The following is a 20884-nucleotide window of genomic DNA, read 5'->3' as shown; positions in this document are numbered from 1 at the left end:
ACGGCCTGGTAGATGATGGGGACATGGTCGAGAGCGAACTGCAGCGAAGGGTCGACGCGCTGGCGGAGGATCTCGGCCGGTCGGTGGCCATCAACGATCCGTCGGTCCGGCTGCTCTGCGCGAGCAGGCACTTCGGCGACGAGGACACCGTGCGGGTCCGGGCGATGCTGCAGCGCAGCGCGGGCAGCGAGGCGATCGGGCACATCCTGGCTCAGGGCGTGACGCGCTGGTCCGGCCCGGGCGTCATCCCGCCGCGGCCCGACCTGGAGATGCTGGCGCGCGTGAGCGTTCCGCTGCGCTGGCGCGGCACCCTGCTCGGCCTGCTGATGGTCATCGACCCGGACGGTTCGCTGACCGAGGCCCAGCTGGACGCGATCAGGGTCGCGGCCGAACCGATGGCGGCGCTGCTGTACCGGGACTTCCTGGCCGCCGACGAGGAACGCGCCGCCCGCGAACGAGCACTGCAGAGGCTGCTCAGCGGCAACCCGGCCGAGCGACCGGCCACCCACGACTGGCCGGACACGGTTCTGATCGCGGAGGTCACCGACGGCGACAACGCCCGGGTCGAAGTCGCACTGCGCACCGCGCTGGAGGCCGCCACACGCGGACGCGAGCCGTCCTTCTACGTCCGCGGACGCCAGGGCGTCCTGCTCGGCGGCGGCGACCCGGCGGCGATCATCCGGCAGGTCGAGGACGTGCTGGGCTCCGCCCGCTGCGTGGTCGGCGTCGGCAGCCACCCCGACCGTCCGTGGACGGCCCGCGAACGCGCCGCGACCGCCGTCCGGGCCGCGACCACGCTGCCCCGGTTCGGCGGCATCGCGCACTGGGCCGACCTCGGCGCGTATGCGCTGCTCCTGCGGATTCCCGAGCCGACGCGGGCGGACCTGCCCGATCCGCTGCGCGCCCTGCTCGACCACGACACGGGCGGACGACTCGTGGAGACGCTGGCCGCCTACCTCGACCACGGCGGGTCCAGCCTGGACACCGCCGCCGCGCTGCACATCCACCGGACCTCGCTGTACTACCGGCTGCACCGGATCGAGGAGATCACCGGACTCGACCTGGCCGACGGCGAACACCGGCTGGCCCTGCACCTCGGGCTGCGACTGCTCCCCCTGGTGAACGGCTGAACTGGCCTTTTCGACAGAATGAGGAATCGGGGCGGGGAAAACCCGACCACGGTAGGTCGTCACCGGAGGAACCCGGGCCGATACTCCGACCCGAACCACCAGGCCTCGAAGGAGCAGCCGCTTGAGTACCGTCGCGCAGACGTCCGCCGCCCCCGTGTCGGCTTCGCGGATCGCGATCGCCAGTTTCATCGGCACGGCCATCGAGTTCTACGACTTCTACCTCTACGGCACGGCCGCGGCACTGGTGTTCGGGCACCAGTTCTTCCCGACGTTCTCCGCGCTCGCCGGCACGCTGGCCGCGTTCGCCACCTTCGGCGTCGGGTTCATCGCGCGGCCGGTGGGTGCCGTGGTGTTCGGACACTTCGGCGACCGGGTCGGACGCAAGGCGATGCTGGTGGTGTCGCTGCTGGTCATGGGCACCGGCACGGTCGCGATCGGCGCGCTGCCGACCTACAGCGCGATCGGCATCGGCGCGCCCATCCTGCTGGTGCTGTGCCGGTTCCTGCAGGGGTTCGGGCTCGGCGGCGAATGGGGTGGCGCGGTGCTGCTGGCCACCGAGTACGCGCCGAAGAACCGGCGTGGCCTGTGGTCGAGCTTCCCGCAGATGGGCCCGGCGATCGGGTTCATCATCGCGGGCGCCGCGTTCCTGGTGCTGGGCCAGACGATGTCGGAGCAGTCCTTCGACAACTGGGGATGGCGGATCCCGTTCCTGGCCAGCGCGCTGCTGGTGATCATCGGCTACTACATCCGGATGAAGATCGCCGAGACGCCGGTCTTCGAGCGCGCGATGGCCGAGCACGACAAGGCGAAGGTGCCGATCGTCGAGGTCGTCAAGCGCCAGCCGAAAACGCTGCTGTTGTCGACGTGCGCGTTCATCCTGGCGCACACGCTCTTCTACACGATCACCACGTTCTCGCTGTCCTACGGCACGACGGTGCTCGACCTGGACAAGGACATGCTGCTGATCTGCGCCATGATCAGCGCGCTCATCATGGGCCTGGCGACCCCGCTGCTGGCCATCTGGTCGGACCGGATCGGCCGCAAACGCGTGTGCCTCGGGGCGGCGGTGCTCGCGGTCGTCTGGGCGTTCCCGCTCTTCGCGCTGGTCAACACCGGTAACCCGGTGCTGATCGCGCTCGCGATGTCCGTCGGGATGATCGCGTTCGCCGCGTTGTTCGCCCCGATGGGCGCGTTCCTGCCGGAGCTGTTCGCCACGCGCTACCGCTACACCGGCGCGTCGATCGCGTACAACGCGAGCGGGGTGATCGGCGGCGGGGTGAGCCCGATCCTCGCGACGCAACTCATCGCCGCGACCGGGTCGTCCCTGCCGGTGTCCGGGTATCTCGCGTTGATCGCGATCATCTGCGCGGTGTGCGTCTGGTTCCTGAAGGAGACGCGCGGCAACGAGCTGGGGTGAGATCGACGCGCTCTGTTCGCATGGAGGTCGCCTGACGGTCGGCACCGGCACACGCGCAACGGACAAAGTACGCGTATGTCTGACATGACTCGGAGAGGGGCGCTCGGCATCGCGGGCGCGGGCGCGGTGACGTTGATGGCCGCGGGCGGGGCGCAGGCGCAGCCGGGCGGCAAGGCGCTCATCGGCCGGGCGGGCGGCGACACCCTGCACGTCACGACGTTCAACATCCGGATGGACGCGGGCGCGGCGCCCGGCACGCCCGACTCGTGGACCGACCGGCGCCCGGTGCTGGCGCGGTTCCTGGAGATCGAGCAGCCGACCGTGCTCGGCATCCAGGAGGGCCTGTACCACCAGGTCAAGCAGGTCGCGGCGGACCTGCCGAAGCACTACGAGTGGATCGGGCTCGGCCGCGAGGGTGGCGGGCGCGGCGAGTTCATGACGATCTACTACGACACCCGGCGAGTCGAGCCGCTGGACTACGACCACTTCTGGCTGTCGGACACCCCGTACGTGATCGGGTCGGCCTCGTGGGGCAACACGGTCGTCCGGATGGTCACCTGGGTCCGGTTCCGGGACTCCCGCACCGGCAAGGAGTTCGTGCACGTCAACACCCACTTCGACCACCAGTCGGAACCTTCGCGGCAGCGCAGCGCGACCCTGGTGCGCGACCGGATCTCCGGCTTCGACCCGGCACTGCCGGTGGTGCTTACCGGCGACTTCAACACGCCCGCGGACTCGGTCTCGTACCGCACCCTGACCGACAGCGGACTGTCCGACGCATGGCGAACCGCGGCGAAGCAGCTCACGCCGGAGTGGGGCACCTTCCCGAACTACCGCGAGCCGGTGCTGAACGCGAACCGCATCGACTGGATCCTGACGAACCCACGCGTGTCAGTCCTGGCCGCGGCGATCAACACCTTCCGCGTGGACGGCCGCTACCCGTCGGACCACGTACCGGTACAGGCCTTGGTGCGGCTGATCTAGACCAGAGTCAGCCGGTCATCACTCAGGGGACTCCTTATCGCACCGCGCGCGGAAATCGCGCGTCCAGCTCGCTGGGTAGGGTGAACGCGGCTTCGTTGGTGGCGCTGCGCCGCACGCAGGGTTCGCGGTCGTGCGGGGCACACCCGCAGAAGGGCGGCGCGCACCGTCACCCAGTCGGCGCCCGCTCCCCCACACGGTCGGCACGACTCCACGCTTCGGTCATCCTGCGCTCCGCCAACCGGTCCGCCGCCACCGCGGGCGGCACGCCCTCGTCCTCGGATCTCCGGCTTCGCCAGCTGGTTGTTGGCGGAACCACAGACGATGTCCGCAGCGAGCTGTCCTACGGCGTGCTCGTCGAGTGCTCCACCGAGCGCGCAGGGAGCGAAGATGTCCACCTTCTTCCGGAGGAGCGCTCGCCCGTCGAGGGCGACCCGAACTTCCGGGCGCGTCAGCCGAAGCCGCCGCACCGGGTCGTCGTCGACGTCGTGCACAACGACCCAAGCACCCTGTTCGACGAGCAGCCTGGCCGGCAACGACCCGACCTTGCCGACCCCGGAAACCGCGACCCTGAGGCCCTTGATCGACGGGGGTCCCGGCGATAGTCGACACACGCGAGCATCGCCCGGTACACACCCAACGCGGTCAGCACCGACGAGTCGCCGGCACCCCCGTCCGCACGTGAACGTCCTGTGACGTACTGGCTCTCGCTGGCCGCGACATCCATGTCCCGCACCGAGGTACCCACGTCGCAGGCGGTGATGTAGTTGCCGTTGAGGCTTTCCACGAACCGACCGTACGACCGCAGGAGCGCCGTCGAGTAGATCGCGATGATCGCGCGCAAGCCCACCTCGACGTCCTGGCAGAACACCACCTGCTCGTGACCTGACCGCCGATCGAACACGCCTTGAAGCACAGGTTCTCCTCTCGCCCCGTCTAGCGTGGATGGTCAGCGGTCCGCCCGCGCCAGCAGTCGCTTCGCCCGCTCGATGATGGGTTTGCCGACGATTTGGTTGTCCACCGCCTTGATCGAGCCGTTGCTGTTCGCGGCGGCAACCACCTTGCGAGCCCACTCGACGTCCCGCGGAGACGGTGAGAAGACGGTGTTGACCACCTCGATCTGCCGGGGATGCAGGCAGACCTTTCCCGTGAAGCCCAGCTCCGCCGCGTGCGCGGCGTCAGCTGTCGGAACGTCCAGGTCCGTCAAGGCAAGCGTCGCGCCGTCGAGCGGCGGCACGATCCCGGCCGACGAGGAACCGAGTACAGCCTGCGCCCGAGCGTGGACCAGCGAGGTTCGGTTCGCTGGATCCAGTCCGAGTTCACGACCGAGGTCCGCGTTACCGAACACCGCTCTGATCACACCTGGAACCGCACAAATGGTTTGAGCGTTGAGAACTCCCGCGGCTGTCTCCAGAACTGCGATCACACACGAACCTGGTGCCAGCGCGCGCACCACGTCGACGACCTGCCCGGGGCGTCGCGGCCGCGGCCTTCTCGAACCGATCCGGTCGGCGCCCGGGGACGAAGAGCGCTGATCGAGCCCGCGCGAGCAGTTCGGACGTCGCCGTCATCACAACACCCTCCGTCGGGTTTTCTGCTGATACCGGACACTGCCATCGGCGGCGTTTCGCCGAATACGCAGCCGAGTTCGTTCTGGCCCCACCAGCGTTGTCCGCCCAGGTCGGAGACGCCGGTCCGGCTGCTCCTATTTCAACCGTCCGAACTCCCGGAATTCGCACGGCTCCTCTCGGAAAAGGTTTGCGGGCGCACGTCGATAATCGGCCACACGGACGGCGCTTGTCCTGCCTCGTCCCTGCCACCTATCATGGTTTCATTGAGCGGCATGATCAGTCCATTTTTGGAAGGCGGCAGATGGGCGCGCACCAGGCCAAGAGTGTTTCGCAGGAGTTCGAGCGGATCGCGCGCGCACGCACGGTCCTCTTCGTCCCCGGAGACCGCCCCGACCGGTTCGGCAAGGCCGCCACGAGCGGCGCAGACCTGATCGTGCTCGATCTGGAGGACGCGGTCGGGCCCGGCCACAAGGACGCCGCGCGGGAGAACGTCCGACAGTGGCGCTCAGCCGGTGGGCCGGGTCTGGTGCGTGTCAACGACGCCACCACCCCGTGGTTCGAGGACGACGTAGCCTCACTCAAGGGCGACCCCTGCTCCGTCCTCGCGCCGAAGGTGACGGGGCCGGATCAGGTTCGCGACCTGCTCGATCGCCTACCGGAGGGGTCGTGCGTCGTACCGACACTGGAGACCGCGGCGGGCATCCTCGATGCCCGCGCCATCTGCGAGGTTCCCGGCGTCGTCCGAGTCGCGTTCGGCAACGGCGACCTGTCCCAGGAACTCGGCGTCGATCTCGGCGATCTCGTAGCGCTCGCGCACGCCCGCTCGGCCGTCGTGCTCGCCTCGGCCGCCGCGGGGGCCGCGCCTCCGCTCGACGGAGTGACCATCGCCGTCAGGGACAGGAAGAAACTCGTGGAGGACACCGAGCATGCGGTCCGGCTCGGTTTCACCGGGCGGTTGTGTATCCATCCGGCCCAAATCTCGGTTATCCACGAAGTACTGACCCCGACCGAGGAGGCTCTCGCGTGGGCGCGCTCGGTGCTCGACGCGGCCACGGACGGCGCCACCATCAGCGACCGCGGGGACATGATCGACAAACCGATCCTCGAACGGGCCCGGCTGGTGCTCAAGCGCGCCGAGACCCAGACGGCCTGACGACCCGCGCCCGTTACCGGACCCGCCATTGACGGGAACGCACCGACCGTCGAGCGGCTTGCGGGCAGGCGTCGTACGCTGCGGGCATGCGTGCGTCGGAGATCGTTGAGGAGTTTCCGGTGGTCGCGGAGGAGTCGGGGGCTCTGGAGGCCGCTCGGTTGCTCGCCGCGAATCGGTTGCCGGGGTTGGTCGTCACGGGGGCCGACAATCGGCCGTCGGCGATTTTGCCTGCCTCCCAGGTGGTTCGCTTCCTCGTTCCACGTTATATCCAGGATGACCCGTCGCTCGCGGGTGTGCTGTCGGAGTCGATGGCCGACACCGCGGCCGCCAAGCTGCGTGACAAAACCGTGCGCGCGCTCCTGCCCGAGGACCGCGCCGAGCTACCGGTCGTCGAGCCGGACGACACGATCGTCGAGGTCGCCGCGGTCATGGCCCGGCTTCGCTGCCCGCTCGTCGCGGTCGCCACGAAGGATCACATCCAAGGTGTGATCACCGCGTCCCGGCTGCTCGAACTGGCTCTGCGCGAGCAGTCGTGACCGTTCTCGCGATCGTCGTCTTCGTCGTCGCCTACGCTCTCATCGCCACCGAACGCATCCCGAAGACGACCGCCGCCCTGGGCGGCGCCGGTGTCGTGCTCGCGGCGGGCGTCGTCGGCTCGGACGAGGCGTTCTTCTCCCACGACACCGGCGTCGACTGGGACGTCATCTTCCTGCTGCTCGGGATGATGGTCATCGTCGGCATCCTGCGCCGCACCGGGGTCTTCGAGTTCACCGCGATCTGGGCCGCCAAACGCGCCAAGGGATCTCCACTGCGTGTGATGGTCCTGCTGGTGCTGATCACGGCGATCGCGTCGGCGTTCCTGGACAACGTCACCACCGTGCTCCTCATCGCCCCGGTGACGCTGCTCGTGTGCGACCGGCTCGGCATCAGCGCCGTGCCGTTCCTGATCGCCGAGGTGTTCGCGTCCAACATCGGCGGCGCGGCCACCCTCATCGGCGACCCGCCGAACATCATCATCGGCAGCCGCGCCGGCCTCACGTTCAACGACTTCCTCGTGCACATGGCCCCGATCGTCGTCATCGAGGTCGCCGTCTTCGCCTTGCTGCTGCGCTGGCTGTTCCGCGGCTCCTTCGACGCCGACCCGCAACGCATCGCCGACGTGATGACGCTCAACGAACGCGAAGCCATCCGCGACACGAAACTGCTGATCAAGTGCGGTGTGGTGCTGGCGCTGGTGTTCGCGGGCTTCATCGGCCACTCGGTGTTCCACCTCGACCCGTCGGTGGTGGCCCTGCTCGGCGCGGGCGTGCTCGTGCTGATCTCCGGCGCCACCCCGAAAACCTACCTGGCAGCCGTCGAATGGGAGACCCTGCTGTTCTTCGCGGGCCTGTTCATCATGATCGGCGCCCTCGTGCACACCGGCGTCATCGGCCAGCTCGCCGAGTGGGCGGCGGACGCGACCGGCGGCAACGCCCTCCTCGCGGTGATGCTGATCCTGCTGGTGTCGGCGCTGCTGTCCGGCGTGATCGACAACATCCCCTACGTCGCCACGATGAGCCCGCTGGTCGCCGGGCTGGTGGCCGACCTGCCGGACCCCGGCCAGGGCCAATCGCTGTGGTGGGCGCTCGCGCTGGGCGCCGACTTCGGCGGCAACCTGACCGCGGTCGGCGCCAGCGCGAACGTCGTCATGCTCGGAATCGCCGCCCGCGAGGGCACTCCCATCACGTTCTGGGAGTTCACCCGCAAGGGCGCGGTGGTCACGCTGATCACCGTGGCGCTAGCGGCTCCCTACCTCTGGCTGCGGTACTTCGTGCTCGCCTGAGCGGCAGCGGCTCCGGCTGCACCGCCATGGGCGGGGGTCGGGTCCGGCGTGGGAACCGAACGAGGCGATCGGCCACGGACCGCGCGACGCACGAACACGAGTCCACGGTGGTCGAAGCACAGTAACAACGATGGCGCCCGGAACGACTCGTTCGGCATCGATCTTCCGAGGAAGGATGGTGCCGGCAGATGTCCCTGCCCGAGCAATGGTCCGACTGCTTCTGGAGCTACGTCCGAAGCGACAACGACAACCTGCGCGGCCGAATCGACCACATGCGACAGGATTTGGCTGCTCAGTACTCACTGGAGACCGGCGAGGAACTCCGGATATTCGTCGACGGGGAAGACATCGGCTGGGGCCAGGACTGGCAGGAAACTCTCGACATCGGGGTCGGCAGAACCGCCTTCTTCATCCCGATCGTCACACCCAACTACACGAAGAGCACATCATGCCGCGACGAGATCCTCAAGTTCAACGCGGTCTGCCAGGCCCGCGGGGTGAAGGAACTCATCCTTCCCATCGTCGTCGCGAATCCAGAACGCATCTCGAAGGACGATCCGGACGAGGTTATCAGGATCATCGCCGCCGCAATCTACGAGCCGTTCCACGAGGTCATTCGCTGCGGCAGGGACAGCCAGCAGTGGATGGAGGGCATACACCGCCTCGTCCAGCGGTTGATTCACGCGCAACGGCGAGTGGAAGAAAAGCTTCCCCAAATCCTCTCCGGGGAGATCGTGCGCGCAGTGGAGACAGTCGTCACCGACCCCGCCGCGCACGACCTCGATTCCGACGAGGTCACCGATTCTCCAGGCATGCTCGAACTCGTCGAGAAGTTGACGCCGTCACTGGAAAGCACCGCGGTCACGCTGCAGAAAGCAGTCGCCGATTTCACCGTCGTCTCACAGTTGATGGCCGAGCACGGCGAGCGCGTGGGCGAGCAGGGAAACGATCCCGTCGCGTACAAAGCGGCCATACTGACGATGGCCGAGGAGCTCGGCGAGCCCGCGCGGAAACTGGAAGCCAGCGCCAGCGGAGCCCAGCGAGACATCACGGAGACCGACCAGTTGATTCGGGAGATCAAAGACGTACTGGACCGCGCTGTCCAGTCGCCTCTCCTGGACGAGATTCGTGCCAGTTTCGCCGCTTCGCTCAACGGAGTGGGCGAGATCGATGGTGTCGCTCAGCTCATGGACGACCTCGCGCGTCAGATCGCGACCGCGGAGAGCATCAGCCTGATCCTGAAGAGGTCCCTCCGGCCCGCGCGGCGCGCCGTCCTCATGCTGCGCGATTCGGCCAGGATGGCCGCCTCGTGGCGGACGGTCATCCCGCCGGAGTCGCTACCGCCTGCTACCCAGGTGCCGCAGCCCCAGCCACCCGGCTCCTGATCAGCGCGCCAAAGGATCGACCGAACCGGGCAGAACCTCCACCGCCGGATGAACCTCGCGCCAATGCCGGGCGATATCCGCACGCCGGGCAACCCACACGTCGGGGTGCGCCGCCACCACGTCGAGGAACCGGCGCAGGTCCGCGGCCCGGCCGGGGCGTCCGGACAGGCGCAGGTGCAGTCCGACGCTCATCATCTTCGGCTGCTCCGCGCCCTCGTCGAGCAGCAGGTCGAGGGCGCGCCCCAGGTAGGTGGCGAACGAGTCGGCGCCGAAGCCGTAGCCGTTCACGAACCGGCCGTCGTTGTTGTCCAATGTGTACGGCAGGACCAGCTGCGCGGTCCCGTCGACGTCCACCCAGTACGGCAGGTCGTCGCTGAAAGAGTCCGAATCGTAGAGGAACCCGCCGTGCTCCACGACCAGCCGGCGCGTGTCGACGCTGTTGCGTCCGGTGTACCAGCCGAGCGGGCGCTCGCCGCACACCTCGGTGTGGATCTCGACCGCACGCCGGATGTGGTCGCGTTCGACGTCTTCCCCGAGTTCGGCGTAGTTGATCCAGCGTAGCGAATGTGAGGCGATCTCCCAGCCGGACCCCGTGGCCGCCGCGACGATGTCCGGGTTGCGCCGCAACGACTCCGCGATCCCGAACACCGTGACCGGCAGGCCGCGCCCGGTGAACAGCCGGTGCAGCCGCCAGAACCCGGCCCGCGTCCCGTACTCGTACTGCGATTCGACGTTGACGTTGCGCTGCCCGGTCAGCGCTGTCGTCGGCTCCTCGGTGAGGAACGCCTCGGACGCGGCGTCGCCGTGCAGGACGTTGTTCTCGCCGCCCTCTTCGACGTTGACCACGAACGACACGGCGACCTTCGCCCCTCCCGGCCAATGCGGATTCGGCGGGGTGGCGCCGTAGCCGCGCAGGTCGCGCGGGTATCCGGAGCGGTCAGTCATCACACGGTCCCCTCTGGCAGGTGTTTGTCAGTTTTGACGAACGATAGCCTATCCCCTGTCACCGAGGAGGGGGCGATGAACGACCGCGAGGGCGCCATGCTGGCGCTGGTGGAGATCTTTTCCGTCTCACCAGGCCCGATGGGCACCCGGCACGCCCGTCGCGAACTGGGCAGACACGGCTACGACCTGAGCGAGTCCTCCATCTCACGACTGCTGCGCGAGATGGACCGGCGCGGGTGGACCCAGTCGGTCGAGACGAAGGGGCGGGTGCTCGCGGCCGAGGGACGCCGCCGCGCGGCGGAGGCGGTGCTGGCCCGCCGTGGTTCGGAGTCCGTGACCAGGGCCGTCGCCGTGCGGGACGTCAAGGACCTGCTCGACCTGCTGCGTGCGCGGCAGGCGGTGGAGAGCGCGATCGCCGGCGACGCGGCCAGGGCGGCGAACCCGGACGACCTGCGGGCGCTGCGCCGGATCCACGACTCCCACCGCGGCGCGGTCGGCAGCGCGGCGATGATCGCCCAGCCCGGCCTGATGTTCCACCGCAAGATCGCCGCGATGGCCACCAACCGCATGCTGAAACTGGCCGCGGACATGCTGCTCGCACCCCACCTCGACCGGGTCGAATCGGTGCTCGACCTGGCCGTCCGCCCGGCCCAGGACGAGGTGGTCGACGAGCACGAACGCGTGCTCGCCTGCATCGCGGACGGCGATCCGGCCGGGGCCGAGCAGGCCATGAACGAGCACTTCGCGAGCATGATCGCAGCCGCGGAGGCCAGTGTCGTGGGACGCGACGACCAGCTGATCCAGCGGCTGCTGGACTGGATCGAGGCGGGCGGACATCCCGCACCGTCCGAGTGACCCTCTGTCAATATTGACAAACGTTCTTCCGGCTCGCAGACTGTTGCCACCATCCGGGCGGCCCACCCGCCCCGGGCTCAGAGGCAACGGGAGCGACTTACATGCCTTCTCGCGGAACGATGACCGCGGCACGAATCCTGTCCCGGCCCACCGAAGCCGTCTACTCCGACCGGCACCGCAAGTGGCAGGGCATTCCGTCGATCGAACGGACCGCGGGCGGCCGCCTGTACGTGGACTGGTACTCCGGAATGGACACCGAAACCGGCGGCAACTTCGTCGTGGTGACCACCAGCGACGACGACGGTGACACGTGGAGCGGCGTCCGGTTCGTGGTGGAACACGACGACCCCGAGGTCCGGGTGTACGACCCGTGCCTGTGGCGTGATCCGCTGGATCGCCTGTGGCTGACCTGGAACCAGAGCCGCGGCTTCTTCGACGCTCGTGTCGGGGTCTGGGCCGCGGTCACCGAGAACCCGGACGACGACGATCCGAAGTGGAGTGAGCCGCGGCGGCTGGCCAACGGCCTGATGATGAACAAGCCGACCGTCCGCGGCGACGGCGCCTGGCTGTTCCCGGCGGCGATCTGGGCCTGCCACCCGCCGACCGAGCGGCACGGCCTGGAGGCCGAGCAGTTCTCCAACGTCCACGTCACGCACGACCACGGCGAGACGTTCGCGCTGCTCGGCAGCGCCGACGTGCCCAACCGCAGCTTCGACGAGCACATGGTCGTCGAGAAGCGCGACGGGACACTGTGGATGCTCGTGCGGTGCTTCGACGGCATCGGCGAAAGCTTCTCGGCCGACGGCGGGGCGACCTGGTCGCCGGGACGGCGCAGCCACATCGACGGCCCGTGCTCCCGCTTCCACATCCGCCGCCTGCCCTCGGGCCGTCTGCTGCTGGTCAACCACGCCGACTTCGGCGAACGCCGGACGATCGAGGAACTCGAACAGCAGGGTGACGTCAAGGAGTGGAAGGGCCGCACCAACCTGACCGCCTTCCTCAGCGACGACGACGGAGCGACCTGGCCCCACCGGCTGCTCCTCGACGACCGCGAGGACATCTCCTACCCCGATGTCGCGCTCGGCGACGACGGCGAGATCTTCGTGGTGTACGACCACGACCGCTTCGGCGACCGCGGCATCTACCTGGCTCGCTGCACCGAGGACGAGATCCTCGACGGCGCGCCGGTCCGGAAGTCCACTTTGGTCAACCGTGCGCTGGCCCTGCCGGTGGAGGACCGCCCATGACGACCGCCACGCCGCGCGCCGCCACCCGGTCCTGGTGGAGCGTGCTGCCCAACTGGGGCTACCAGATCCTGCCGCGCGACACGCGCACGATCATCACCTGCGTGTTCCTTGGCCTCACCATGGCGGTCGTCCTGCAGATCACGGAGCGGCTCGACCTGGCGCTCACCGGCGGGTCGATCGCGATCGTGTCGTCGGTGGTCGTCTGCCTCATCTGGGTTCCCTCGGCCGCGTTCTACGGGCTCACCGGCGCGCTGATCACCGCGTGGATCAACCCGGTCATCTCCAATCTCACCGCCTCGCAGCCGATGGCGCCGTTCCTGTTCCTCACCAACGCGGCGCACACCGTGCCGGTCGCGTTGCTGGTGTGGCTGGTGAAATCCCGCAAGCGCGGGCTGAACCTGGCACAACTGCTGGTGATCGGCCAGGTCGGCGGTCTCGCGGACGCGGTCGTGTTCGGCATCGGCAACCGGCTCATCCTGCACCTGCCGTGGGATTTCATCACCTTCCAGATCCTGGTGCTGCAGCCGTGTTACCTCGCGGGCAGCGTGATCACCTACGGCCTGATGCGGCGGCTGGTGCAGGCGCGTCTCGCGCCGAAGGAGCGCGCCGGGAAGGTGCGGATCGATGAAGTCTGAGCGCAAGCGGCGGGAGGGCCGATCATGAGCGCGACCATGCTGTACCGCCCCGGCACGTCGTTCCTGCACCGGACCGATCCGCGGGCGAAGTTCCTGCTGATCCTCGGGGTGCTGGTGGTCGCGTTGTCGACCACCCGCATCGACGTCCTCGTCGTGCTGACCGTGCTCGTCGTGCTCGCGCTGGCCGTGTTCGCGCGCATCACGCCACGCAGCTACGGCAAGGCGCTGCTGCTGATCATCCCGTTGATCGTCCTGCTGACCCTGTTGCAGAGCCTCGTCCAGGAGGGTCCGGCGCTCGTCACGATCGGCGGACTCGAACTCTCCCGCGAAGGCGTGCTGCTCGGGCTCGGCATCGGCCTGCGGCTGTTCGCCATGGGTATCTGCTTCTACGGGTTCTCGGTGACCACCAGCCCGAGCGACATCGCACTGGGGCTCAACCGGATCGGTGTGCCCTACCGGTTCGCGTACCTGACCAGTTTCGCGTTCCGCTTCCTGCCGCTGCTGCAGGACGAGGCGCAGACGCTGCTCACCGCGATGGCACTGCGCGGGTCTTCGGAGAACAGCACCGCCAATCCGTTCCGGCGCGGGCGCGCGCTGGTGCGGATGGTGTTCCCGATGCTCGTCGGCTCCATCAAACGCAGTGGCGACATCGCGCTGTCCATGGAGTTGCGCGGCTACGCGCTCAAGGGGCGCCGCACGTACCTGCGCTCGCTGCGGTTCCGTCCCAGCGACGCGGTGGTGGTCGTGGTCGTCGTGCTCGTCACCGCCGCGTTGGTCACGTTGCCGCTGGTCACCCCCGACCTGCTCGTGGAAGGAACCCCGTCATGACAACCCCGGCTCTCGCGGTCCACGAGCTGAGCGCCCGCTACACCGGCGCGCCGCGACGCGCCGTCGACTCGGTCGATCTGGAGGTCGCGCCCGGCGAAATCGTCGGCATCCTCGGCCCCACCGGCGCCGGGAAGTCGACGTTGCTGAAATGCCTGTCCGGCGTCATTCCACGGCACGACGACGAGGCGGCGGCGAAGGGGCGGATCGAGATCTTCGGCGTCGACCTCGGACAGTTCCCGAGCCTGGCGGCCATCACCGAGCAGGTCGGGCTCGTCATGCAGGACCCGGAACTGCAGCTGGTGAACACGACCGTGCGCGAGGAACTGGCCTGGGGCATGGAAAACCGGGGCCTGCCGGTGCCGGAGATCGAACGCCGGATGGCCCGCGCGGTCGAGCTGTTCGGTATCGAGGCGCTGCTCGACCGGTTCACGCACGCCCTGTCCGGCGGCGAGAAGCAGCGGGTCGTCGTCGCGTCGATCTTCTGCCTGAGCCCGCGGATCATGCTGCTCGACGAACCCACGTCCGAGCTCGACCCGGCGGGCACGGAGAGCGTGATGAACGCGGTCAGGGTGCTCGCGGACGAGGGGGTCACGGTGATCGTGGTCGAGCACAAGGTGGAGGAGCTCGCGGTGTACGCCGACCGGCTGGTCGTCATGGACGAAGGCGTGGTGCGGCAGGTCGGCACGCCGAGGGAGGTGCTGGTCGGCGGCCACGCGCCGTACCGGCCGCAGGTTCTCGAAGTGGCGCTGCGCCTGCGTGAGGAGGGGTACTGGCCGGGTGAACTGCCACTGTCCGTGCCGGACGCGGTGCGGGTGTGGTCGGACGAGCGCGCGAAAGGACTGGCATCGTGACCGAGGTCGTCATCGAGCTCAGCGACGTCGTCCACGACTACGGAAGTGGGAAACCGGCGCTGGACGGGGTGAGCCTGTCCGTGCACCGCGGCGAGTTCGTGGCCGTCATCGGCAAGAACGGCTCCGGGAAGACCACACTCGCCAAGCACTTCAACGGGCTGCTGCGTCCGACCAACCCGGCCGGACGGGTCCGGGTGCGCACCGCGAACGGGCTCGCCGATCCGCGCCGGTTCAAGCTGCACCAGCTGGTCCCGTCGGTCGGCTACGTCTTCCAGAACCCGGACCGGCAGATCTTCCACGACACCTGCCGCGAGGAGCTGGAGTTCGGCCCCGCGAACCTCGGGGTGGACCCGGCGACGACGGCGCGGCGCGTGTCCGAAACCTTGGCGCTGGTCGGTCTCGCCGGGCGCGAGGAGGACAACCCCGTCCAGCTTTCGCGTGGGGAACGGCAGCGGCTCGCGATCGCGTCGGTGCTGGTCATGGAGTCCGACGCGGTGGTCATCGACGAGCCGACCACGGGGCAGGACCCGGACGAGGCCAGGCTGATCCTGGAATGCCTGGCCCGGTACCGGTCGGCCGGCCACACGGTGGTGATCATCTCGCACGACATGGCGCTGGTGGCCGAGTACGCGACCCGCGTCATCGCGATGCGGCAGGGGCGGGTGCTCGCCGACGGCACCCCGCGTGAGGTGTTCGCCCAGCAGGAAGTGCTGCGCGGCACCAACATCCGGCCGCCGCAGGCCGCGGTCCTCACCGCGGCACTGGGCTTGCCGGGGGCCATCACCGTGGACGATGCCGTGCGCGAACTGCGCGCGGCGGTGTGAGAGGGGCGAAATGCGTTATCTGGTGACGGGCACCGGTGGCTTCGTGATGAGCGTGTTCATCGAGCGCTTGCTGCGCGACGATCCGGACGCCACCGTGACCGGGGTGGACCTGCACAGCACCGATGCCGTGCTGGAAGGCCACTTCCGGGAGGTGCGTGACCGGCTGCGTCTGGCCACTGTGGACGTCCGGGACGCTCCGGCGGTGCGCGACCTGGTGCGGTCGGTCTCGCCGGACGTGGTCGTGCACGGCGCCACGGTCACCCACGATCCGGTGTCCGAACGCGAGAACCCCGGCCGGTTCCTGGACGTGAACGTCCTGGGCACCGCTCACCTGCTGGAAGCGGCGCGGGACGCCCGGCGGTTCATCCTGGTCAGCAGCGCCGCGGTGTACGGCGACAGCCCGGAGCGGGTGGTCACCGAGGAGACGCCACCGTCGCCGGACGAGATGTACGGCATCAGCAAGTGGGCCGCCGAACGGGCCGCCCTGCGGTACAGCGAGCTGTTCGACCTGCCGCTGTCGATCGTGCGGCTGACGAAGATGTTCGGCCCGATGGAGCGCCCGACCCTGGGGCGCCGGGCGATGTCCCTGCCCTACCACCTCGCGGCGGCCCTCGTCGGCGGCCGCAAGCTCACGGTGACCGAGCGGACGATGCGCGCGACCGGAGACTGGCTCAGCGCGACGGAGGCGGCGGAGGCCCTGCGACTGCTGGTTGACGTGAGCGGCGTGTACAACGTGGCCTCCGGCGTGCGCACCACCGTCCCCGAACTGGTGTCCCTGTTCGGGGAGGACGTGGTCGAGGTGGCCGAAGCGGCGGCGTTCGACATGGCCCCGGATGAGGACCACGGCAAGAACGCGGTGGTGTCGCCGGAGCGGGTCGCCGAGGCCGGCTGGCGCTGCGGGCCGCTGCCTGCCCAGGTCGCGAACTACGTGGAGTGGGCGGAGCGGAACCGGGACTTCTTCACGGCGTGACCTGTACAACTGGATGTCATGACTGTGGATGCGCGGGTCCGGTGGGCGACGTTCGACTGTTTCGGCACACTGGTCGACTGGCGGCACGGCATCGCCACCGGCGCGGAGCTGCTGTTCCCCGGCCGCGGCGCCGAACTGCTCGACGTCTACAACCGGCACGAGCCGCAGGTGCAGCGGGAGTTCCCGGCGATGCGCTACCGCGACGTGCTGACCGAAGCTCTCCGGCGCACCGCCGGGGAAGCCGGGCTCGACCTGCTGGAAGATGACGCCAGGGTGCTCGCGGTAAGCATCCCGTTCTGGCCGGTGTTCCCGGACACCCGCCTGGCGCTGGCCGATCTGCGTGCCGCGGGCTGGCGGATCGCCCTGCTGACCAACTGCGACCGCGACGTCATCGGCGAGACCCAGCGACGGCTGGCCGTTGCGGTCGACGCCGTGGTGACCGCCGAGGACGTGGGCAGCTACAAGCCGCACCACAACCACTTCCACCGCTTCGCGGACTCCTTCGGCGCCACCCGGGACAACTGGGTGCACGTGGCGCAGAGCTACTTCCACGACATCCGGCCAGCCCACGAACTCGGCATCCCACGGGTGTGGATCAACCGCCTCGCCGAGCCCGACGACCCGTCCATCGCCGACGCGGTACTGCCCGACCTCACCGAGCTGGTGCAGGCGGTCGAACAGGTGCACCGGGCGGACCGGCTGAACACCGAGGGAGTCCGCTAAGCCCGGCGTTGCTTCGAGGATTCCCAGTACGCGGCGCTCGTCAGCGAGTTCCACGCGTTCCCTGCAGACCGTTGAACGCTCCCTGGTGACCCCGAGCAGGGAGGCCACACCGCTTCGGTCACGACGGCGAGTGGAAGGACGTCCCCAAGGCAGCCGGGGTACGTGAGGCACGGCGGCTGGACGGATCCGGGCGGGACCGACGGCCGCTCCGGTCCAAGGTGTTCCGGACCACAAGCGAACACTCCGGCCACAACGAGAGCCGACTAGGGGGCTCGAACCCCTGACCTGCTGTTTACAAGACAGCTGCTCTACCAGCTGAGCTAAGTCGGCCTGATCGCGGTCATCCTAGCAACCCCTGCCGGGCCCCTGGATTTCGTGGATGATCGGCGAAGTGGCGCACGCCACGGTTGCCCCTTTGCAACGGTAGGCGTGATCAGCGCGATGGGCCAGCCGGGAGGTCATTCAAGGAGGTGACGGCCGTATGAACAGCACCCAGCGCGTCCGGGGCCCGGTGACCCGCAGGCGCGGCTGGCACATTCTCGAGGCGCCGGCGGATCCCGGCGTCGACAAGGCCAACCGGAGGCGGCGGAGCACCGAGCCGCGCCGGCGGGCGTGGCACATCCTGGAGGCGCCGACCGGTGAGCAGCCGGCACCGGACGCCACCACGGAACTCGGTCCGGCCCTGCCGGACGAGGCGACGGTCAACTTCGTCCTCGACCTGGTCCTGCGCATCGGCGAGGTGCAGATGGCCAGCGGCGCGGGCGCGTCCGACGTGACCGCGACGATCCTGTCCCTGACGGAGGCGCTCGGCCTGCCGCACTGCGAGGTGGACGTCATCTTCACGTCCATCACGGTGACCTGCCACCGGGGGACCGACGCGAACCCGATCACCGCGCTGCGCGTGGTGCGCTCGCGCAGCCTGGACTACACACGCCTGTCCCAGACGGAGATACTGGTCCAGCGGATCATGCGCGGCCACCTCGGCGCCGAAGAGGCATACGGCGAGCTGCACAAGATCACGACGGCCCCGCACCCCTACCCGCGCTGGTTCGCCACGCTGGCCTGGGGCGGCATGGCTTTCTTCATCACCCTGCTGCTCAGCGGCACCCTGGACGTGGCGCTCGGCGCGCTGATCATCTCCGCGCTCATCGACCGGCTCGGCCGCCTGCTGAACCGGGTCGCGCTGCCGTTCTTCTTCCAGCAGGTCGTCGGCGGCCTGCTGGCCACCGGGATGGCCACGTTCGCGGTGAACACCGACCTCGTCCCCGCCAAGTTCTCCACGCTGGTCGCCGCCGCGGCCATCACCGTGCTGCTGTCCGGGCTGTCCACCGTCTCGGCCGTGCAGGACGCGATCACCGGCTACAACGTCACCGCCGCGGGCCGCACGATGGAAACGATCCTGATGTCCGCGGGCCTGATCACCGGTGTGGCGCTCGCGCTGAACATCGCCAAGGCGCTCGGGTTCACCCCGGCCGAACCGGTCCTGCCCGCGCAGACCGCCGACAGCCTGCTGGTGATCGTGCCCGCGGGCGCGGCCGCGGCCGCCTGCTTCGCCATCGCGAGCTATTCGATGCTGCGCTCGATGCTCGTGGCCGCCGCCGCGGGCGCGATCGGCGCCGGTGTCTACGGGACGCTGCTGATCGTCGGCCGCTTCGACGCCATCACCTCCTCGGCGGTGGCGGCCATCGTGGTCGGCTTCTCCGGGGGTGTGCTCGCCCGCCGTCTGAAGGTGACCCCGCTGGTCGTGGCCGTGTCCGGGATCACCCCGCTGCTGCCCGGTCTGTCCACGTACCGTGGCCTCTACGAACTGGCCACCCAGAGCAACGGCAACCTCTCGACCCTGATCAAAGCGGTCGCGATCGGGCTTGCACTGGCCGCGGGCGTGGTACTCGGGGAATACCTCGCACAGCCGGTCCGCACCGGTCTCGGCAGGCTCGAACGGAAGCTCGCGGGCCCCCGGATGGCGGGTCCGCTGCGGACGACCGAGCGCCGACTGGAGTAGCCGTCCTCGGCCACCGCGCGGTGGATCTTGGTTCGCTGTCGCGAGATAGTGTTCAGGCGAGCAAGGGAGCGGTGCTACGTGAGCGAACCAGGAATCGGTGCGGCGGACTTCGTCGTCGTCGCCAACCGGCTGCCGGTCGACCTCGAACGGACGGCCGACGGCAACCAGCGCTGGACGGCCAGCCCTGGTGGCCTGGTCTCCGCGCTGGAACCGTTCCTGCGTTCCCGCAAGGGCGCGTGGGTCGGCTGGCCGGGCGTGCCCGGTGTCGACGTCGACCCGTTCAGCGACGAGGGCCTGGTCCTCTACCCGGTCTCGCTGTCCACCGAAGAGGTCCGCGACTACTACGAGGGCTTCTCCAACGCCACGCTGTGGCCGCTCTACCACGACGTGGTCGCGCCGCCGGTGTTCGACCGCGGCTGGTGGGAGAGCTACGTCCAGGTCAACCGCCGCTTCGCCGAGGCCAGCGCCGAGGTTTCGGCCGAGGGCGCCACGGTGTGGGTGCAGGACTACCAGCTGCAGCTGGTCCCGAGCATGCTCCGCGAGCTGCGGCCGGACCTGCGTATCGGCTTCTTCCTGCACATCCCGTTCCCGCCGGTCGAGCTGTTCATGCAGCTGCCGTGGCGGGCCGAGATCGTGCGTGGCCTGATCGGCGCCGACCTGGTCGGCTTCCACCGGCCGGGCGGCGCGCAGAACTTCCTGTGGCTGGCCCGCACCCTGCTCGGCCTGGAGCCGAGCCGCGGCGCGGTCGGCGTGCGGTCGCGGCCCGGCATGATGCAGGTCGGCAACCGCACGGTCCGGGTCGGGGCGTTCCCGATCTCGATCGACGCCGCCGGCCTCGACACGCTCGCCCGCACCAAGGAGGTGTCGGAGCGGGCCGCCCAGATCCGCCGCGACCTGGGCAACCCGAAAACCGTCCTGCTCGGGGTCGACCGCCTCGACTACACCAAGGGCATCGACCTGCGGCTGCAGGCACTGCACGAACTGCTCCAGGAGGGCCGTGTCCAGCCCGAGGACGTCACCTTCGTCCAGCTGGCGACCCCGAGCCGGGAACGCGTCGAGCACTACCAGCGGATGCGCACCGAGATCGAGCAGATGGTGGGCCGGATCAACGGCGAGTTCGCCCGCGTCGGACACCCGGTGGTGCACTACCTGCACCAGTCGGTGGACCGGCGGGAGCTCGCCGCGTTCTACAGCGCGGCCGACGTCATGGTCGTCACGCCGTTGCGCGATGGGATGAATCTGGTCTGCAAGGAGTACGTGGCGTGCCGCCATGATCTCGGCGGTTCACTGGTGCTCTCCGAGTTCGCCGGCGCCGCCGCCGAGCTGACCAGCGCTTTTCTCGTCAACCCGCATGATCTCGACGGGGTGAAGAACGCGCTGGAGGCGGCCATTACGCTCGACCCTGCCGAGGGCAGACGCCGGATGCGTGCGTTGCGGCGTCAGGTCCTCACCCACGACGTCGACAGGTGGGCACGGTCGTTCCTCGAGGCGCTCGGGTCCGAACCGGCCGCCTGACTGGCCCCAAGCTTCTGAGCTCCTTAAGGA

General features: G+C 69.1%; 19 protein-coding genes, 1 tRNA gene and 1 pseudogene. 17 read left to right on the top strand and 4 right to left on the bottom strand.

The features are described 5' to 3' along the window. Positions 1-23: 23 nt before the first annotated feature. The 3 genes from HNR02_RS12245 (at position 24) to HNR02_RS12235 (ending at position 3531) form a co-directional block, all read left to right on the top strand. Positions 24-1130 carry a PucR family transcriptional regulator gene (locus HNR02_RS12245; RefSeq protein WP_179773309.1) on the top strand — a complete coding sequence of 369 codons (1107 nt, stop codon included), beginning with the start codon at positions 24-26 and terminating at the stop codon, positions 1128-1130. Positions 1131-1251: 121 nt separating this feature from the next. Next, entirely contained in the window at positions 1252-2547 is a 1296-nt protein-coding gene (locus HNR02_RS12240; protein ID WP_179773308.1) for an MFS transporter, read from the top strand. Positions 2548-2622: 75 nt separating this feature from the next. Continuing rightward, on the top strand, positions 2623-3531 hold the full coding sequence (locus HNR02_RS12235; RefSeq protein ID WP_179773307.1) for an endonuclease/exonuclease/phosphatase family protein: 909 nt from the start codon (positions 2623-2625) through the stop codon (positions 3529-3531). A gap of 448 nt (positions 3532-3979) precedes the next feature. On the opposite strand, the gene HNR02_RS36755 is transcribed toward HNR02_RS12235, so the two are convergent. Both HNR02_RS36755 and HNR02_RS12225 read right to left on the bottom strand, forming a co-directional pair. Next, the gene (locus HNR02_RS36755; protein ID WP_376772852.1) at positions 3980-4444 is read right to left on the bottom strand and encodes a hypothetical protein; all 465 of its coding nucleotides are present in this window, start codon (positions 4442-4444) and stop codon (positions 3980-3982) included. 33 nt (positions 4445-4477) lie between these two features. Further along, on the bottom strand, positions 4478-4954 hold the full coding sequence (locus HNR02_RS12225; RefSeq protein WP_218902805.1) for an HpcH/HpaI aldolase/citrate lyase family protein: 477 nt from the start codon (positions 4952-4954) through the stop codon (positions 4478-4480). A gap of 371 nt (positions 4955-5325) precedes the next feature. Between HNR02_RS12225 and HNR02_RS12220 the strand changes: the two genes are divergently transcribed. The 4 genes from HNR02_RS12220 to HNR02_RS12205 all read left to right on the top strand — a co-directional run bounded on the left by HNR02_RS12220 (position 5326) and on the right by HNR02_RS12205 (position 9459). Further along, complete coding sequence (locus HNR02_RS12220) at positions 5326-6252, top strand: HpcH/HpaI aldolase/citrate lyase family protein (RefSeq protein WP_246338548.1); 927 nt, start codon at positions 5326-5328, stop codon at positions 6250-6252. A gap of 86 nt (positions 6253-6338) precedes the next feature. Next, on the top strand, positions 6339-6788 hold the full coding sequence (locus HNR02_RS12215; protein ID WP_179773306.1) for a CBS domain-containing protein: 450 nt from the start codon (positions 6339-6341) through the stop codon (positions 6786-6788). Next, positions 6785-8074: an ArsB/NhaD family transporter gene (locus HNR02_RS12210; protein ID WP_179773305.1), complete on the top strand. Its 1290-nt coding sequence runs from the start codon at positions 6785-6787 to the stop codon at positions 8072-8074. The genes HNR02_RS12215 and HNR02_RS12210 overlap by 4 nt, the downstream gene beginning before the upstream one ends. A gap of 188 nt (positions 8075-8262) precedes the next feature. Further along, positions 8263-9459 (top strand): toll/interleukin-1 receptor domain-containing protein, encoded by a 1197-nt coding sequence (locus HNR02_RS12205; protein ID WP_179773304.1) that lies wholly within the window; start codon positions 8263-8265, stop codon positions 9457-9459. Here the strand turns inward: HNR02_RS12205 and puuE are convergent, their stop codons facing one another. Then, the gene (gene puuE, locus HNR02_RS12200) at positions 9460-10404 is read right to left on the bottom strand and encodes an allantoinase PuuE (RefSeq protein WP_179773303.1); all 945 of its coding nucleotides are present in this window, start codon (positions 10402-10404) and stop codon (positions 9460-9462) included. Positions 10405-10479: 75 nt separating this feature from the next. Here puuE and HNR02_RS12195 point away from each other — a divergent pair, with 75 nt between their 5' ends. The 8 genes and pseudogenes from HNR02_RS12195 (at position 10480) to HNR02_RS12160 (ending at position 17337) form a co-directional block, all read left to right on the top strand. Continuing rightward, positions 10480-11259, top strand: coding sequence for an FCD domain-containing protein (locus HNR02_RS12195; RefSeq protein ID WP_179773302.1), 780 nt, complete (start codon positions 10480-10482; stop codon positions 11257-11259). A gap of 101 nt (positions 11260-11360) precedes the next feature. Next, positions 11361-12506, top strand: coding sequence for a sialidase family protein (locus HNR02_RS12190; RefSeq protein ID WP_218902804.1), 1146 nt, complete (start codon positions 11361-11363; stop codon positions 12504-12506). Beyond that, the gene (locus HNR02_RS12185; RefSeq protein ID WP_179773301.1) at positions 12503-13141 is read left to right on the top strand and encodes a hypothetical protein; all 639 of its coding nucleotides are present in this window, start codon (positions 12503-12505) and stop codon (positions 13139-13141) included. Before HNR02_RS12190 ends, HNR02_RS12185 begins: the two co-directional genes overlap by 4 nt. A gap of 24 nt (positions 13142-13165) precedes the next feature. Next, on the top strand, positions 13166-13969 hold the full coding sequence (locus tag HNR02_RS12180; protein WP_179773300.1) for an energy-coupling factor transporter transmembrane component T family protein: 804 nt from the start codon (positions 13166-13168) through the stop codon (positions 13967-13969). 47 nt (positions 13970-14016) lie between these two features. Beyond that, a pseudogene (locus HNR02_RS12175) lies at positions 14017-14820 on the top strand (energy-coupling factor ABC transporter ATP-binding protein); the annotation flags it as partial. Further along, positions 14817-15644 (top strand): energy-coupling factor ABC transporter ATP-binding protein, encoded by an 828-nt coding sequence (locus HNR02_RS12170; RefSeq protein WP_218902802.1) that lies wholly within the window; start codon positions 14817-14819, stop codon positions 15642-15644. The pseudogene HNR02_RS12175 and the gene HNR02_RS12170, both read left to right, overlap by 4 nt. Before the next feature lie 10 nt (positions 15645-15654). Then, on the top strand, positions 15655-16614 hold the full coding sequence (locus HNR02_RS12165) for an NAD-dependent epimerase/dehydratase family protein (protein WP_179773298.1): 960 nt from the start codon (positions 15655-15657) through the stop codon (positions 16612-16614). 18 nt (positions 16615-16632) lie between these two features. Next, a complete protein-coding gene (locus tag HNR02_RS12160) occupies positions 16633-17337 on the top strand; it encodes an HAD-IA family hydrolase (protein ID WP_179773297.1) in 705 nt (234 codons plus the stop codon). Between the two features lie 257 nt (positions 17338-17594). Here HNR02_RS12160 and HNR02_RS12155 read toward each other — a convergent pair. Next, positions 17595-17667: transfer RNA gene (locus HNR02_RS12155), tRNA-Thr, on the bottom strand. Between the two features lie 151 nt (positions 17668-17818). On the opposite strand from HNR02_RS12155, the gene HNR02_RS12150 reads away from it, so the two are divergent. Both HNR02_RS12150 and HNR02_RS12145 read left to right on the top strand, forming a co-directional pair. Beyond that, positions 17819-19339 (top strand): threonine/serine exporter family protein, encoded by a 1521-nt coding sequence (locus HNR02_RS12150; RefSeq protein WP_179773296.1) that lies wholly within the window; start codon positions 17819-17821, stop codon positions 19337-19339. A gap of 78 nt (positions 19340-19417) precedes the next feature. Then, on the top strand, positions 19418-20854 hold the full coding sequence (locus HNR02_RS12145) for an alpha,alpha-trehalose-phosphate synthase (UDP-forming) (protein ID WP_179773295.1): 1437 nt from the start codon (positions 19418-19420) through the stop codon (positions 20852-20854). Positions 20855-20884 lie beyond the last annotated feature (30 nt).

The organism is Amycolatopsis endophytica, assembly GCF_013410405.1.
Lineage (GTDB): Bacteria > Actinomycetota > Actinomycetes > Mycobacteriales > Pseudonocardiaceae > Amycolatopsis_E > Amycolatopsis_E endophytica.
Note: the sequence above shows the minus strand (reverse complement) of the source record. Positions and strands in the feature narration are given on the sequence as shown.

Bases quoted from the DNA above. Each gene is read 5' to 3' on its own strand.
- HNR02_RS12165 (WP_179773298.1), top strand. From the start codon at position 15,655: ATGCGTTATCTGGTGACGGGCACCGGTGGCTTCGTGATGAGCGTGTTC.
- HNR02_RS12150 (WP_179773296.1), top strand. From the start codon at position 17,819: ATGAACAGCACCCAGCGCGTCCGGGGCCCGGTGACCCGCAGGCGCGGC.
- HNR02_RS12185 (WP_179773301.1), top strand. From the start codon at position 12,503: ATGACGACCGCCACGCCGCGCGCCGCCACCCGGTCCTGGTGGAGCGTG.
- HNR02_RS12160 (WP_179773297.1), top strand. From the start codon at position 16,633: ATGACTGTGGATGCGCGGGTCCGGTGGGCGACGTTCGACTGTTTCGGC.
- HNR02_RS12190 (WP_218902804.1), top strand. From the start codon at position 11,361: ATGCCTTCTCGCGGAACGATGACCGCGGCACGAATCCTGTCCCGGCCC.
- HNR02_RS12245 (WP_179773309.1), top strand. From the start codon at position 24: ATGGTCGAGAGCGAACTGCAGCGAAGGGTCGACGCGCTGGCGGAGGAT.
- puuE (WP_179773303.1), bottom strand. From the start codon at position 10,404: ATGACTGACCGCTCCGGATACCCGCGCGACCTGCGCGGCTACGGCGCC.
- HNR02_RS12235 (WP_179773307.1), top strand. From the start codon at position 2,623: ATGTCTGACATGACTCGGAGAGGGGCGCTCGGCATCGCGGGCGCGGGC.
- HNR02_RS12195 (WP_179773302.1), top strand. From the start codon at position 10,480: ATGAACGACCGCGAGGGCGCCATGCTGGCGCTGGTGGAGATCTTTTCC.
- HNR02_RS12215 (WP_179773306.1), top strand. From the start codon at position 6,339: ATGCGTGCGTCGGAGATCGTTGAGGAGTTTCCGGTGGTCGCGGAGGAG.
- HNR02_RS12180 (WP_179773300.1), top strand. From the start codon at position 13,166: ATGAGCGCGACCATGCTGTACCGCCCCGGCACGTCGTTCCTGCACCGG.
- HNR02_RS12205 (WP_179773304.1), top strand. From the start codon at position 8,263: ATGTCCCTGCCCGAGCAATGGTCCGACTGCTTCTGGAGCTACGTCCGA.